Source organism: Streptococcus sp. Z556, assembly GCF_053010225.1.
In genome coordinates this window covers 93,746-107,554 of sequence record NZ_JBRKNU010000001.1, presented here as the reverse complement: position 1 = coordinate 107,554, position 13,809 = coordinate 93,746, and the positions used below count along the sequence as shown (strand labels likewise).

Annotated in this window: 15 protein-coding genes; 10 read left to right on the top strand and 5 right to left on the bottom strand. The window is 42.3% G+C overall.

Annotated elements, in window-relative coordinates:
• Positions 1–13: 13 nt before the first annotated feature.
• Both ACVC7S_RS00445 and ACVC7S_RS00440 read right to left on the bottom strand, forming a co-directional pair.
• Entirely contained in the window at positions 14–922 is a 909-nt protein-coding gene (locus ACVC7S_RS00445; protein ID WP_447265787.1) for a magnesium transporter CorA family protein, read from the bottom strand.
• Positions 923–979: 57 nt separating this feature from the next.
• Complete coding sequence (locus ACVC7S_RS00440; RefSeq protein WP_049536686.1) at positions 980–1,540, bottom strand: mechanosensitive ion channel family protein; 561 nt, start codon at positions 1,538–1,540, stop codon at positions 980–982.
• A 179-nt stretch (positions 1,541–1,719) separates the two neighbouring features.
• On the opposite strand from ACVC7S_RS00440, the gene ACVC7S_RS00435 reads away from it, so the two are divergent.
• Positions 1,720–2,673, top strand: coding sequence for an aromatic acid exporter family protein (locus ACVC7S_RS00435; RefSeq protein WP_447265786.1), 954 nt, complete (start codon positions 1,720–1,722; stop codon positions 2,671–2,673).
• Between the two features lie 299 nt (positions 2,674–2,972).
• Here ACVC7S_RS00435 and ACVC7S_RS00430 read toward each other — a convergent pair whose 3' ends face one another.
• A complete protein-coding gene (locus ACVC7S_RS00430; protein WP_447265785.1) occupies positions 2,973–4,517 on the bottom strand; it encodes a peptide chain release factor 3 in 1,545 nt (514 codons plus the stop codon).
• Positions 4,518–4,662: 145 nt separating this feature from the next.
• The gene (locus ACVC7S_RS00425) at positions 4,663–5,355 is read right to left on the bottom strand and encodes a YwaF family protein (protein WP_447265784.1); all 693 of its coding nucleotides are present in this window, start codon (positions 5,353–5,355) and stop codon (positions 4,663–4,665) included.
• A gap of 165 nt (positions 5,356–5,520) precedes the next feature.
• Between ACVC7S_RS00425 and gatC the strand changes: the two genes are divergently transcribed.
• From gatC to nusB, 9 genes are all read left to right on the top strand, one after another.
• Positions 5,521–5,823, top strand: a complete 303-nt coding sequence (gene gatC, locus ACVC7S_RS00420) for an Asp-tRNA(Asn)/Glu-tRNA(Gln) amidotransferase subunit GatC (RefSeq protein ID WP_447265783.1) — start codon at positions 5,521–5,523, stop codon at positions 5,821–5,823.
• Positions 5,823–7,289: an Asp-tRNA(Asn)/Glu-tRNA(Gln) amidotransferase subunit GatA gene (gene gatA / locus ACVC7S_RS00415; protein WP_447265782.1), complete on the top strand. Its 1,467-nt coding sequence runs from the start codon at positions 5,823–5,825 to the stop codon at positions 7,287–7,289. The genes gatC and gatA overlap by 1 nt, the downstream gene beginning before the upstream one ends.
• On the top strand, positions 7,289–8,734 hold the full coding sequence (gene gatB, locus ACVC7S_RS00410; protein WP_001008649.1) for an Asp-tRNA(Asn)/Glu-tRNA(Gln) amidotransferase subunit GatB: 1,446 nt from the start codon (positions 7,289–7,291) through the stop codon (positions 8,732–8,734). The genes gatA and gatB overlap by 1 nt, the downstream gene beginning before the upstream one ends.
• Positions 8,735–8,790: 56 nt before the next feature.
• Positions 8,791–9,186, top strand: a complete 396-nt coding sequence (locus tag ACVC7S_RS00405; protein WP_001031998.1) for a hypothetical protein — start codon at positions 8,791–8,793, stop codon at positions 9,184–9,186.
• A gap of 99 nt (positions 9,187–9,285) precedes the next feature.
• A complete protein-coding gene (locus ACVC7S_RS00400; RefSeq protein ID WP_447265781.1) occupies positions 9,286–10,242 on the top strand; it encodes a zinc-ribbon domain-containing transport protein in 957 nt (318 codons plus the stop codon).
• A gap of 8 nt (positions 10,243–10,250) precedes the next feature.
• Positions 10,251–11,378, top strand: a complete 1,128-nt coding sequence (locus ACVC7S_RS00395; RefSeq protein WP_447265780.1) for an SPFH domain-containing protein — start codon at positions 10,251–10,253, stop codon at positions 11,376–11,378.
• A gap of 81 nt (positions 11,379–11,459) precedes the next feature.
• On the top strand, positions 11,460–12,020 hold the full coding sequence (gene efp, locus ACVC7S_RS00390) for an elongation factor P (protein WP_000568640.1): 561 nt from the start codon (positions 11,460–11,462) through the stop codon (positions 12,018–12,020).
• A gap of 21 nt (positions 12,021–12,041) precedes the next feature.
• Positions 12,042–12,431 carry an Asp23/Gls24 family envelope stress response protein gene (locus ACVC7S_RS00385; protein WP_000510587.1) on the top strand — a complete coding sequence of 130 codons (390 nt, stop codon included), beginning with the start codon at positions 12,042–12,044 and terminating at the stop codon, positions 12,429–12,431.
• Positions 12,424–12,846 (top strand): transcription antitermination factor NusB, encoded by a 423-nt coding sequence (gene nusB, locus ACVC7S_RS00380; RefSeq protein WP_000203659.1) that lies wholly within the window; start codon positions 12,424–12,426, stop codon positions 12,844–12,846. The genes ACVC7S_RS00385 and nusB overlap by 8 nt, the downstream gene beginning before the upstream one ends.
• A gap of 49 nt (positions 12,847–12,895) precedes the next feature.
• On the opposite strand, the gene ACVC7S_RS00375 is transcribed toward nusB, so the two are convergent.
• Positions 12,896–13,621: a CPBP family intramembrane glutamic endopeptidase gene (locus tag ACVC7S_RS00375; RefSeq protein WP_447266038.1), complete on the bottom strand. Its 726-nt coding sequence runs from the start codon at positions 13,619–13,621 to the stop codon at positions 12,896–12,898.
• Between the last annotated feature and the right edge of the window lie 188 nt (positions 13,622–13,809).

Genomic DNA, 13,809 nt, shown 5'->3' with positions numbered 1-13,809 from the left:
CTGGCTCCTTTTCTTAACTTTTTTTCGCAATTTTTCTCAAAATCAATGACAAGACCAACCATAAGACCGCACTAGCCAAGCTGATGTAGACCCAAGCATAGGGCTCGTCTGTGAAGGGGAGGGGAACATTCATCCCGAAGAAGCCCGTCACTACTGCCAAGACTGCTAGTAAAACTGAAATAATGGTCAAGGTTGTCAAGTTATCATTCAGGTTATTATTCAAAATGTTGTTGTAAGAGGCTGATAGTTGTTGCAGAACTTGAGAGATCAAATCGGTCATCGAAACCAGCTGGTGAGCCTCAATCATGGCATCATCAAACTGTTCTCTCTCAACTTCGTTAAAACCGCGATAAAGGGCATGGCCTTGGATATGTTCTAGCAACATGCGATTCTGCTTGGCAGCCGCTGTCAGATAGACCATACCAGTCTCCAAGTCGGAAAGAGCAAAGAGGTTTTTCTTAGTCGTTCGCTGACGCAAGAGGCCGTTGACCTCATCCTTACTCTTATCCATCTGTTCGATGACAGGATAGTAGGCATTGCTGATGATTTCCAGACTAGCAAAGAGAAACTTGTAAATAGAAAGCATATCATGACTCTCTAAATAACGTGTCATCTGTTCAATCACATAGGCATTTTTCTTATTACTAATCGTAATCAAGCGATGATGTTCCACGATAAAGGTCATGGGAAAGGCTTCATAGTATTCCTTGTCCTTTTTCAAATCCAATACATTGTAGATAAAGGTGACGGTTCCACTTTCGCGGTGGTAGTCCATGTGGGCACGCTCGTTTCTATCCAGTGCGTATTCAATGGTTTCCTTGTCCAATCCATAGATTTCAGAGAGATCTTCTAGTTTTTTCAATTTTCCCAAATCTAGGTTAATCCAAGTGCATCCATTGCCCAACTGCTTTTCTACAAACATATTTTCTCCTTTACCAAACTCTTTCTATTGTACCACAAATCTGCCAAAATAGCAGACCTACTCTGTGCGGGAAAAGTTGCTGACAACAGTGATATTTCGGTTTGGAACAAAGTGAAGGGCTTGATCCTCACTTCGAAGTTGGGTCGTGCGGATTCCTACACTGACAACCTTGCCAGAGACGGTAATCGGTCCATTTGTGAGAACCACCTCGTCGCCCACATCGAGCTGGCGTTCAAAGAGGATGAAAAAGCCATTGATGACATCGGATAGAAAACCTTGCGCCCCCATCCCAATGGCAACCCCAGCAATTCCTGCCCCAGCAAGGAGACTAGAAACCGGCAAGCCTAAAATGGACAGGATACAGTAGATTAAAAAGAAATAAAGGGTATAGTTAAAGATATTCTCAAGCAAACGAGAAATGGTCTTTTGTCTGCCAGCATCTCGATTTGAGAATTTAAGGGAGGGCTTGACAATCTTTCGGACAGTCGCATGGAGGATCTTTTTGGCTATATAAAATAGAAGGATGAGAATCAAAAGAGAGATCAACTTGGTCAAAAGATTCTCTAATAGGCCTGTGAGATCCAATTTGTCAAGATAACGTTGAAAAAATTCTTGCATACAAAACTCCTTTTTCCTATTATACCATAACTTATCTGAAGACTATTCCCTATAAATATTCAAATTTCATTTGATTATTTAGTCAAATCTTGATTTTATGGCATATTTATACTATAATCAACAAAAGCGTGGGATTTGCTCCTTTCCGCTCTCTATTATCAACTTTTTAGGAAATTCTCATGTCTATCACCCAACGTACAACAAAACTGATCTTGGCGACCTGCCTCGCTTGTTTTCTCGCTTATTTTTTAGATTTATCATCAGCGGTTTCAGCTGGCATTATCGCCCTCTTAAGCCTTTCTGACACGCGCAGAAGTACGCTAAAATTGGCCCGTAACCGCCTCTTTTCCATGCTCCTAGCGCTCGCTATCGGCGTTCTAGCCTTTCAGCTGACCGGCTTTCACATCTGGAGTCTAGGCCTCTATCTGGCTCTCTACGTGCCTCTTGCTTACAAAATGGGCTGGGAAATCGGCATCACACCTAGCAGTGTCTTGGTCGGTCATCTCTTGGTACAGGAGTCTACTTCTCCAGCTCTCTTGCTCAATGAAGTGCTCCTCTTTCTCATCGGGACAAGCTTTGCTCTGTTGGTCAACCTTTACATGCCCTCTCGGGAAAAGGCCATTCACAGCTATCATCTTCAGGTCGAAGAAAAGTTAAAAGACATCCTGCTTCGCTTTAAATACTATCTGTCAAGAGGAGACGGGCGCAATCAAGCCCAACTCGTTGACGAGTTAGATAGCCTTCTTGATGAAGCCATCAAGCTTGTCTATTTGGACCACTCGGACCACCTCTTTCACCAGACGGACTACCACATCCACTACTTTGAGATGAGACAGCGACAAAGTCGTATCCTGCGAAATATGGCCCAGCAGATCAATACCTGTCATCTGGCTGCAAGTGAGAGTTTGATTTTGGCCCAGCTCTTTTCTAAGATCGCTGCCCAGCTAAGTCAGACCAATCCTGCTCATGACCTACTTGATGACATCGAACGCTATCTGAAAGTCTTCCGTAATCGGAGTCTCCCTAAAACACGCGAGGAGTTTGAGACCCGAGCCACCCTCCTGCAACTACTACGCGAAGCTGAAACCTTTATCCAGGTCAAGGTCGATTTTTACCGAAAATATAAAATCTAACAAAAAGCAACGGAGAGATTATTCCGTTGCTTTTTCTATTAAAATCTATAATTAAATTATCTTATCTTATGATTCAAACTATATTGTGTACTCTATCTATTATGTATTCAATTTGGTTGATTGTAATACTAGAGGATTTATGCAATCCGCTATAGCGATTTCTGTCACTTTACACTACGACACGGAGTTTGGCAAATCGATTCTATTTGCCAAACGTAGGTAGTGAGGCAGTTAGGCAAGTCTAATAGGACTTGCCGTAGTCTACTTAGATTGTTACACAATCAAGTAACTTTGGCGATTTACATTTTTTCTTCCAACTCAACATCCGGATACTTATCCGCAAACCAGCGGAGGGCAAAGTCATTTTCGAAGAGGAAGACAGGTTGGTCGAAGCGGTCTTTGGCCAAGATATTGCGGCTAGAAGACATGCGTTCGTCTAGGTCCTCTGGCTTGATCCAACGCACTGTCTTTTTACCCATTGGAGTCATGACAACTTCAGCGTTGTACTCCCCTTCCATGCGGTGCTTAAAGACTTCAAACTGGAGTTGTCCGACAGCTCCTAGCATGTACTCACCAGTTTGGTAATTCTTGTAAAGCTGAATGGCTCCCTCTTGCACCAGTTGCTCAATCCCCTTGTGGAAGGATTTTTGTTTCATGACGTTCTTAGGCGAGACCTTCATAAAAATCTCAGGAGTAAAGGTTGGCAGTGGTTCAAACTCAAACTTGTTTTTGCCAACGGTCAAGGTATCTCCAACCTGATAGGTACCCGTATCGTAAACCCCGATGATATCTCCAGCCACAGCATTAGTCACATTCTCACGACTTTCCGCCATAAACTGGGTCACATTCGACAGTTTAGCACCCTTACCAGTACGAGGCAGGTTAACGCTCATCCCACGCTCAAATTCACCTGATACGATACGGACAAAGGCGATACGGTCACGGTGACGAGGGTCCATGTTGGCTTGGATTTTAAAGACAAATCCTGAGAAATCCTTGTCATAAGGATCCACAATTTCTCCATCTGTTTTCTTGTGACCATGTGGTTCTGGAGCAAACTTAAGGAAGGTCTCAAGGAAGGTCTGCACCCCAAAGTTTGTCAAGGCTGAACCAAAGAAGACTGGAGTCAGTTCTCCTGCAAGAATAGCTTCTTCTGAAAACTCATTTCCAGCTTCATTCAAAAGTTCAATATCCTCTTTGACTTGCTCGTAGAATGGGTTGTTGCCAAAGAGCTGGTCCCCATCTTCTAGACTGGCAAAACGCTCATCCCCTTTATAGAGTTCCAAGCGTTGGTTATAGAGATCATACAAGCCTTCAAAGGCTTTCCCCATCCCAATTGGCCAGTTCATCGGATAGCTAGCAATACCTAAGACTTCTTCCAATTCTTGCAAGAGATCTAGTGGCTCACGACCATCACGGTCCAGCTTGTTCATAAAGGTAAAGACTGGGATGCCACGGTGCTTCACAACCTCAAACAATTTCTTGGTTTGGGTCTCGATACCCTTGGCAGAGTCCACGACCATGACAGCAGCATCCACCGCCATCAAGGTACGATAAGTATCTTCTGAGAAGTCCTCGTGCCCTGGGGTGTCAAGGATGTTGACTCGTTTGCCGTCGTAGTCAAATTGCATCACAGATGAAGTGACCGAAATCCCACGTTGTTTCTCGATATCCATCCAGTCAGACTTAGCAAAAGTCCCTGTTTTCTTCCCTTTTACCGTACCAGCCTCACGAATCTCGCCCCCAAAGTAGAGCAACTGCTCAGTAATGGTCGTTTTCCCCGCGTCCGGGTGGGAGATGATGGCAAAGGTACGGCGTTTCTTAATTTCTTCTTGAATAGTCATATCTTCTCTTTCTTTTCTTTTAGGATAATAGTGAATGCTATATTTAATTTTATATTTTTACATCGGAATATTCCAATCCTTTCAACTTACCTATTATAGCGAATTTCAGGGAGTTTTTCAATTGCTCATCTGATGAAAAGGTAAGCTAGAGTACTGATTTTACCTGATTTCTCTTTTGCCACCGTTTCTTGAACAAGATATCAAAGAGAACCAGAGCCAGCGAAAGGATGACGGACACAAGAAGATATTTTAACCACAAGGGAGCATCTGGAATAAAAGGTGTCTTGTTTAACAAACCATAATTTCCACCCGTCACCTGATTAACCCCAACTAGAAAGAGATTGAGGATAAAGGTATAGGCTACAATCCTATATTTCTTAAGCAAGGTCTTATCATAGTGATTCATCAAATAGACCAAGGAGTTGACCAAGAGAGCATAGTGCCCAATCAAAAATGAAAAACTGGTAATATGGGGGAAATCATAGGGGTCAAAAACCGGGTAAACCAAGGCAAAGACCGCTCCACTTGCTCCTAAGAGGGCAAAATACTGCTTGCTCCGCCATTTATCTGGCAAAAAAACCACCGCAAACATAGCCAAACGGCAATGATAAAAAGGAAGGCTATTAGAAAATGGAATCCCAAAGCCAACATACCAGCTATATAGGGCTAGTAACTGGAGGATCTGAATCCCCTTAAACAAGCGAACAAATTTTGGATTTTTGTGATAAGCAAGTGCTCCATAAATACAAAGCACTAATAGGAGCATCATAACCCCATACCAAAAAAGTGAAATGGGAGGAGGAACTGTCTGAGTTCTGGTGATAAATTGATGGAACATGTTTCTATCCTAACTCTTATTTTTTCTATTCTCTAGTTTAACCATTATAGCGAATTAAAAGCGATTTTTCAATTTCTATTTCTTTTCAGTTTGGCTCCCTTATTTATAGGAAATTATGGTAAAATAGAACAGACTAAAAATCATCATTTCACGAAAGGATGCAAGATGAAAATTACGCAAGAAGAGGTAACACACGTTGCCAATCTTTCAAAATTAAGATTCTCTGAAGATGAAACTGCTGCCTTTGCGACTACCTTGTCTAAAATTGTTGACATGGTTGAGTTGCTGGGCGAAGTCGACACCACTGGTGTCGCACCTACTACGACCATGGCTGACCGCAAGACCGTACTCCGCCCTGATGTGGCCGAAGAAGGAACAGACCGTGACCGCTTGTTTAAAAATGTACCTGAAAAAGATAACTACTATATCAAGGTGCCAGCTATCCTAGATGATGGAGGAGATGCCTAATGACTTTTAACAATAAAACCATTGAAGAGTTGCATAATCTCCTTGTTTCTAAGGAAATTTCAGCAACTGAATTGACCCAAGCCACGCTTGAAGATATCCAGTCTCGTGAGGAAGCCCTCAATTCATTTGTCACCATCGCTGAGGAGCAAGCTCTTGCTCAAGCCAAAGCCATTGACCAAGCTGGAATTGACGTGGATAATGTCCTTTCAGGAATTCCGCTAGCTGTTAAGGATAATATCTCTACAGACGACATCCTCACAACTGCAGCCTCAAAAATGCTCTACAACTACGAGCCTATCTTTGATGCAACAGCCGTTGCTAATGCCAAAGCTAAAGGTATGATTGTTGTCGGGAAAACCAACATGGACGAGTTTGCCATGGGTGGATCAGGTGAGACTTCTTACTACGGTGCCACTAAAAACGCTTGGGACCAGACCAAGGTTCCTGGTGGTTCATCAAGTGGTTCTGCTACAGCTGTAGCGTCAGGGCAAGTCCGCTTGTCACTTGGTTCTGATACTGGTGGTTCCATCCGCCAACCTGCTGCCTTCAACGGGATTGTTGGTCTCAAGCCTACCTACGGAACAGTTTCTCGTTTCGGTCTCATTGCTTTCGGTAGCTCACTAGATCAAATCGGACCTTTCGCACCAACTGTTAAAGAAAATGCCCTCTTGCTCAACGCTATTGCTAGCGAAGATGCCAAAGATTCTACTTCTGCTCCTGTCCGTATTGCCGACTTTACTTCAAAAATTGGGCAAGACATCAAGGGCATGAAAATTGCTTTGCCTAAGGAATACCTCGGTGAAGGAATTGATCCAGAAGTTAAAGAAACCATCATCAAGGCAGCCAAACACTTTGAGAAACTTGGCGCTATCGTCGAAGAAGTGAGCCTTCCTCACTCAAAATACGGTGTTGCCGTTTACTACATCATTGCTTCATCAGAAGCATCCTCAAACTTGCAACGCTTTGACGGTATCCGTTACGGCTATCGTGCAGAGGATGCGACCAACCTTGATGAAATCTATGTAAACAGCCGCAGCCAAGGTTTCGGTGAAGAAGTGAAACGCCGTATCATGCTGGGTACTTTCAGTCTATCATCAGGTTACTACGATGCCTACTACAAGAAGGCTGGACAAGTCCGTACCCTCATCATCCAAGATTTCGAAAAAGTCTTTGCGGATTACGACTTGATTTTGGGACCAACTGCTCCAAGTGTTGCATATGACTTGGACTCACTCAACCACGACCCAGTTGCCATGTACTTGGCTGACCTTTTGACCATCCCTGTCAACTTGGCAGGCCTCCCAGGAATTTCGATTCCTGCTGGTTTCTCTCAAGGACTACCTGTTGGTCTGCAATTGATTGGTCCTAAATACTCAGAAGAGACCATTTACCAAGCTGCTGCTGCTTTTGAAGCAACAACAGACTACCACAAACAACAACCTGTGATTTTTGGAGGTGATAACTAATGAACTTTGAAACAGTCATTGGACTTGAAGTCCACGTAGAGCTCAACACCAATTCAAAAATCTTCTCACCTACATCTGCCCACTTTGGAAATGACCAAAACGCCAACACTAACGTGATTGACTGGTCTTTCCCAGGAGTTCTGCCAGTTCTCAATAAAGGTGTTGTCGATGCTGGTATCAAGGCTGCTCTTGCCCTCAACATGGACATCCACAAAAAGATGCACTTTGATCGCAAGAACTACTTCTATCCCGACAATCCCAAAGCCTACCAAATTTCTCAGTTTGATGAGCCAATCGGTTATAACGGCTGGATTGAAGTCGAACTAGAAGATGGTACAACTAAAAAAATTGGTATCGAACGTGCTCACCTAGAAGAAGACGCTGGTAAAAACACCCACGGTACAGATGGCTACTCCTATGTAGACCTCAACCGTCAAGGGGTGCCATTGATTGAAATCGTATCTGAAGCTGACATGCGTTCTCCAGAGGAAGCCTACGCTTATCTGACAGCCCTCAAGGAAGTTATCCAGTACGCTGGCATTTCTGACGTTAAGATGGAAGAAGGTTCTATGCGTGTGGATGCCAATATCTCGCTTCGTCCTTATGGTCAAGAGAAATTCGGTACCAAGACAGAGTTGAAGAACTTGAATTCCTTCTCAAATGTTCGCAAGGGTCTCGAATACGAAGTCCAACGTCAAGCTGAAATCCTTCGCTCAGGTGGTCAAATCCGCCAAGAAACACGCCGTTACGATGAAGCTAACAAGGCAACCATCCTCATGCGTGTCAAGGAAGGGGCTGCAGACTACCGCTACTTCCCAGAACCAGACCTACCACTCTTTGAAATCTCAGATGAGTGGATTGAGGAAATGCGTACAGAATTGCCAGAGTTTCCAAAAGAACGCCGTGCGCGCTACGTATCTGACCTTGGCTTGTCAGACTACGATGCCAGCCAGTTGACGGCAAACAAAGTCACTTCTGACTTCTTTGAAAAAGCTGTTGCCCTCGGTGGCGATGCCAAACAAGTCTCTAACTGGCTCCAAGGTGAAGTCGCTCAGTTCTTGAACGCCGAAGGTAAAACACTGGAACAAATCGAATTAACACCAGAAAACTTGGTAGAAATGATTGCCATCATCGAAGACGGCACGATCTCTTCTAAGATTGCCAAGAAAGTCTTTGTCCACCTGGCTAAAAATGGCGGTGGCGCGCGTGAATACGTGGAAAAAGCAGGCTTGGTGCAAATCTCTGATCCAGATGTCTTGATCCCAATCATCCACCAAGTCTTTGCTGATAACGAAGCTGCTGTTGCCGACTTCAAATCAGGTAAACGCAACGCAGACAAAGCCTTCACAGGATTCCTTATGAAGGCAACTAAAGGCCAAGCCAATCCACAAGTTGCCCTTAAACTACTAGCCCAGGAATTGGCTAAGTTGAAAGAAAGTGAGTAATTTACTCTTTAAACACTTTTTCTACTTTTAAAACGAGAATGAGACAAGGGGAATAAATGAACAAATTTTTACGATTGCTATTTGTCTTAGTCATCATCGCTATGTTAGGCGCTTCTATACTACAAATTTTCTTTCCATCATACATGGGAAGTCACTCCGGGTACGGAATATCTGCTGGTTGGCAACGAGAAATTGGAATATGGAATTTAGCTGTATTGATTATTATTCTCGCTATCAATATTAAATACGATTGGTTCTATCTACGAATCGCACTTCTTGCTCTCATTATTGGCGGAATTGGAATAGGAACAAATCACTTACTCAATTATATGGAGTATCACTCTCCTGTAAATGCTATCGGTGCTTTTGAAAATTACTTGCTAGCAATAGGATGGATTGTGGGATGGCTCATCGAGCGCCATTCCATAAAGAAGCTAAATGCTAGTAAATAACGCCTAGTCTATCTTAGATGATTTTTAAAGGTTATTAAATAGTTTAATAATCATTCAAATTCAGAATTCTACCCTTTCAATCATATAGTTAGGAGACTCATGAAAAAGTTTTACACTCTTTTAATGACCTGTTTATTACTTGTTTTTCTTGTCATGCCTCAAATCGTTGATGCGGGTGTCGGACATTCTAGAAGTGGTAGCAGCAGTCGCAGTAGCTCCAGAAGTAGTAGTCGTTCAAGTGGAGGTGGAAGTCGTTCTGGCGGCTCATCCTACCACTACTACCGCTCTGGATACGGGTCATCCTCTAGTAGTTCTGATAGCTCACCCTATCTAGGATTTATGGTAATATTTGTGGGTGCCATTGTTTTAGTTGTTATCGTTGAATCCTTAAAAAATAAAGCAAATAATTCAAGCACAAGCCACAGTAATACCAACTATCAACCAATCCACCGACGAATTGAACATAACACTTTGGCCATTAGTCGTGTAAAATATGGGGATCCAAACTTTGACGCTGATGCCTTCATTTCTTGGGTTAAGGAAGTCTACCTTAAATTGCAGGTTGCCTGGACTGAGAAAAATTGGAACTCTGTCCGAGCTTTAGAAAGTACTAGTCTCTATTCACAGCACAGCACGCAATTAGAAGATCACATCCGAGCTAAGACAACCAATGTTTTAGAGAAAGTTTGTATCGAAAATGTTCGCATCAAGGAGTTCATTGAAAATCCTGACGGAAACGATACCTTAGTCGTAATCCTATCGTCTACCTTGCGGGACTATGTCATTGACGATGAGACTCGCCGTGTCATTGAAGGAGATCCTAAAAAAGATCTCTTCACCGTGTATCAATTGAACTTTATCCGTCAACACGGTAGCCAAACGCAAGCAGTCAATCCAGACCAAGTTGTGAGTGACCACTGTCCAAACTGTGGCGCCCCATTGAAAATCTCTGCAGTTAGCGAGTGCGACTACTGTGGTGCCAATCTCTCTCGCAGTCCAAACCAATGGGTACTCGATACCTATGATGTTGTGGATGAAGACGAGCTTTATAATTAGGAGGAATTATGGGATTTATACGTGCAGCCTTATCAGCAGGCTTAAATAGTTTTAATGATAGTAAATTCAAGGAAGCCATTGTCCTTCCAGACAATGTCTCTGGCGACGCCTTGGCCATCAAGGGACAATTACTCACAAAAGACCCAGATGGACGTTCTCGTCACAGCAATCAAAATACTGGACTCTTGTCGGATGGCAGTGTGGTTATCGTTCCCCAAGGCTATAGCGCTGTTTTGGTAAACAACGGTACCTTCCTTGGTGAGGTCCTTGAATCTGGTAGCCACGAATGGCAAGCTGGTGATAACGCCTGGCTCCTTGAAAAAGGTGGTATAAAAGGCACTTGGGAAAACTTTAAAAACCGTTTCTCTTTTGGTGGACAAGTCATCACCCAACAAGAAATTATCTTTATCCGCATGCAACCTATTGCAGGCAATAAGTTCGGCACACAAAATGCGGTCGAATATTTCAGTGAACGTTACCAACAACTGCTCAACATCCGTTTCTATGGCTTGTTTGATGTAAAAATAGCTGACCCAGTCCTCTTCTACGTGAGTTCTGTTAGCCGTCAAATTACTGACGGACAGCCATTCACTCTCCAGGATGTAGCTCAAGGAACGCTCCGTCAAAATATTGCACCGAAAATTGCGATTGCCATTGCCAAATATACCAACGAAAACAAGGTTGATATCTATAGCCTCAATGCTAATCAAGATACCTTTAACGAACTCGCTAAACAAGAGGTCAACAAAGTTTGGACAGGTCTCTACGGGATTGAAGCAACTAACATCTTGCTTGAAGACCTCAGCTACGACCAAGAAAGTCTTGATATCGTTCGCAAGCTTGATAGTGAGCTCGTGGCAATGAAGTACAACACGATTGAGATTGAAGAACGCCGTGCTCGTAACGAAGCCCTCATTGCCGCAGCCTCAAATGAAGGGAATGGCAATGGAATGAACATGTTTATGGGAATGAATCTTGGCCAGACTCTCGGTGGTCAACTAAGCCAACAAGCCCAAACGCAAGCACTAGCTCAAAATGCTGGGCAAACTGCCAGCAAGAATTTTTACATCGAAGTCGATGGAAAATACGTCCTCGTTACTAAAGACGAAGATGGAAATATCGTACCAGTCAACTAATTAAGCTCCTTCTGACATTTGAGTAATGTCGTCTTTTATGGTACAATAAAGAGTAAATTATTTTATTAAAGAGGTAAAAACATGATTGAAGCAAGTAAATTAAAGGCTGGTATGACCTTTGAAACAGCTGACGGAAAATTGATCCGCGTTTTGGAAGCTAGCCACCACAAACCAGGTAAAGGAAACACAATCATGCGTATGAAATTGCGTGATGTCCGTACTGGTTCTACATTTGACACAAGCTACCGTCCAGAGGAAAAATTTGAACAAGCCATCATCGAGACTGTCCCAGCTCAATACTTGTACAAAATGGATGACACAGCCTACTTCATGAACACAGAAACTTACGACCAATACGAAATTCCTGTAGTCAATGTTGAAAACGAATTGCTTTACATCCTTGAAAACTCTGATGTGAAGATCCAATTCTACGGAACTGAAGTGATTGGTGTTACCGTTCCTACTACTGTCGAATTGACAGTTGCAGAAACTCAACCATCTATCAAAGGTGCTACTGTTACAGGTTCTGGTAAACCAGCAACGATGGAAACTGGACTTGTCGTAAACGTTCCAGACTTCATCGAAGCAGGACAAAAACTCGTTATCAACACTGCTGAAGGAACTTACGTTTCTCGTGCCTAATCTCTAGAAAGAGGTCATTCTATGGGAATTGAAGAACAACTTGGCGAAATCGTTATCGCCCCACGTGTACTTGAAAAAATCATTGCTATTGCTACTGCAAAAGTAGAGGGTGTTCACTCTTTTTCAAACAAATCAGTATCTGACACCCTTTCAAAACTTTCTCTCGGCCGCGGCGTTTATCTTAAAAACGTGAACGAAGAACTCACAGCTGATATCTATCTCTACCTTGAGTACGGAGTAAAAGTTCCTAAGGTAGCTGTTGCTATCCAAAAAGCTGTCAAAGATGCTGTCCGCAACATGGCTGATGTAGAACTAACTGCTATCAATATCCACGTTGCAGGTATCGTTCCAGATAAAACACCAAAACCAGAATTGAAAGATTTATTTGACGAGGACTTCCTCAATGACTAGTCCACTATTAGAATCTAGACGCCAACTCCGTAAATGCGCTTTTCAAGCTCTCATGAGTCTTGAGTTCGGTACGGATGTCGAAACTGCTTGTCGTTTCGCCTATACTCATGATCGTGAAGATACTGATGTGCAACTTCCAGCCTTTTTGACAGAGCTAGTTTCTGGTGTTCAAGCTAAAAAGGAAGAACTAGACAAGCAAATCACACAGCATTTAAAAGCAGGTTGGACCATCGAGCGTTTAACGCTCGTGGAGAGAAACCTTCTTCGCTTGGGAGTCTTTGAAATCACTTCATTTGACACCCCTCAGTTGGTTGCTGTTAACGAAGCTATCGAGCTTGCAAAGGATTTCTCAGATCAAAAATCTGCCCGTTTTATCAATGGACTGCTCAGCCAGTTTGTGACAGAAGAACAGTAAACAAAAAAAGTGTTTGACAATTATCAAACACTTTTTTCTTTGCCTTCCACTATCTAAAAAAACGATAATAGATTAAATTAGAAAGAAATAACCAGATGAAGTCTGCATGGATGAGAAAGTTTATAAAACTATGGCACAGAATGGTGATTTTTAGACTTTTTGTCCAACGGTAAACTAAAGCAAAGAAAAGACCGGAAAAACTATAAACCATCAAACTGATAAGGTCACGATGGGACAATACCAAATGACTGAGCCCAAAAATAAGAGCAGATAAGATGACATCCAGATAGTACTTGGACTGGGAGAAAAAGGTATTCATAAAGTACCCTCTATGAACTAGTTCCTCCAATATAGGCCCCAAAATGACAACTGAGATAAAAGAGAAGCAAGTCGTTAAAATAGTAGATTGCTCACTGAAGGATAGGACCGAAAGAAGGTCTTCAAAGATATAGTGATTATTAATGAAGCGACTAAACTGTAAGTAAAAAGCACTTAACAACTGACGGACAAAATAAGCAGCCACTAAACTAACTACAAGGTAAAAGAATCTGGATTTCTTTGAGCCCTTTTTTTCAAAAATATAGAGCATTTTTTTCTTTTTTAGCCAATAGATAAATAGTCCTAAAAGAGCTAGTTGCTCTACTGCTACAATAATAGAATAGCCATCCATACCCCAGACAAACATCTTAGCCAGATAAAGACTACTGAGATCTAGTAGATAAATTGATAGAAATACCAGTAATGTATAGATTCCCAAATGACCTAGTTTTTTCATACTTACTCCAAAAAATCTTTGTTGACTTATTTTTATAGCATAAATATCTTTTATTATATTAACAACTATTTTTAAAAAAGTCAATTTTTCATCCTGAATGGTACGACTATCAATAACATAAAAAAGCATCTCTCAATCTTACTATCAAATTAGAAAAAGTGTTTGACAATTATCAAACACTTTTTTCT

Bases quoted from the DNA above. Each gene is read 5' to 3' on its own strand.
- ACVC7S_RS00445 (WP_447265787.1), bottom strand. From the start codon at position 922: ATGTTTGTAGAAAAGCAGTTGGGCAATGGATGCACTTGGATTAACCTA.
- ACVC7S_RS00440 (WP_049536686.1), bottom strand. From the start codon at position 1,540: ATGCAAGAATTTTTTCAACGTTATCTTGACAAATTGGATCTCACAGGC.
- ACVC7S_RS00435 (WP_447265786.1), top strand. From the start codon at position 1,720: ATGTCTATCACCCAACGTACAACAAAACTGATCTTGGCGACCTGCCTC.
- ACVC7S_RS00430 (WP_447265785.1), bottom strand. From the start codon at position 4,517: ATGACTATTCAAGAAGAAATTAAGAAACGCCGTACCTTTGCCATCATC.
- ACVC7S_RS00425 (WP_447265784.1), bottom strand. From the start codon at position 5,355: ATGTTCCATCAATTTATCACCAGAACTCAGACAGTTCCTCCTCCCATT.
- gatC (WP_447265783.1), top strand. From the start codon at position 5,521: ATGAAAATTACGCAAGAAGAGGTAACACACGTTGCCAATCTTTCAAAA.
- gatA (WP_447265782.1), top strand. From the start codon at position 5,823: ATGACTTTTAACAATAAAACCATTGAAGAGTTGCATAATCTCCTTGTT.
- gatB (WP_001008649.1), top strand. From the start codon at position 7,289: ATGAACTTTGAAACAGTCATTGGACTTGAAGTCCACGTAGAGCTCAAC.
- ACVC7S_RS00405 (WP_001031998.1), top strand. From the start codon at position 8,791: ATGAACAAATTTTTACGATTGCTATTTGTCTTAGTCATCATCGCTATG.
- ACVC7S_RS00400 (WP_447265781.1), top strand. From the start codon at position 9,286: ATGAAAAAGTTTTACACTCTTTTAATGACCTGTTTATTACTTGTTTTT.
- ACVC7S_RS00395 (WP_447265780.1), top strand. From the start codon at position 10,251: ATGGGATTTATACGTGCAGCCTTATCAGCAGGCTTAAATAGTTTTAAT.
- efp (WP_000568640.1), top strand. From the start codon at position 11,460: ATGATTGAAGCAAGTAAATTAAAGGCTGGTATGACCTTTGAAACAGCT.
- ACVC7S_RS00385 (WP_000510587.1), top strand. From the start codon at position 12,042: ATGGGAATTGAAGAACAACTTGGCGAAATCGTTATCGCCCCACGTGTA.
- nusB (WP_000203659.1), top strand. From the start codon at position 12,424: ATGACTAGTCCACTATTAGAATCTAGACGCCAACTCCGTAAATGCGCT.
- ACVC7S_RS00375 (WP_447266038.1), bottom strand. From the start codon at position 13,621: ATGAAAAAACTAGGTCATTTGGGAATCTATACATTACTGGTATTTCTA.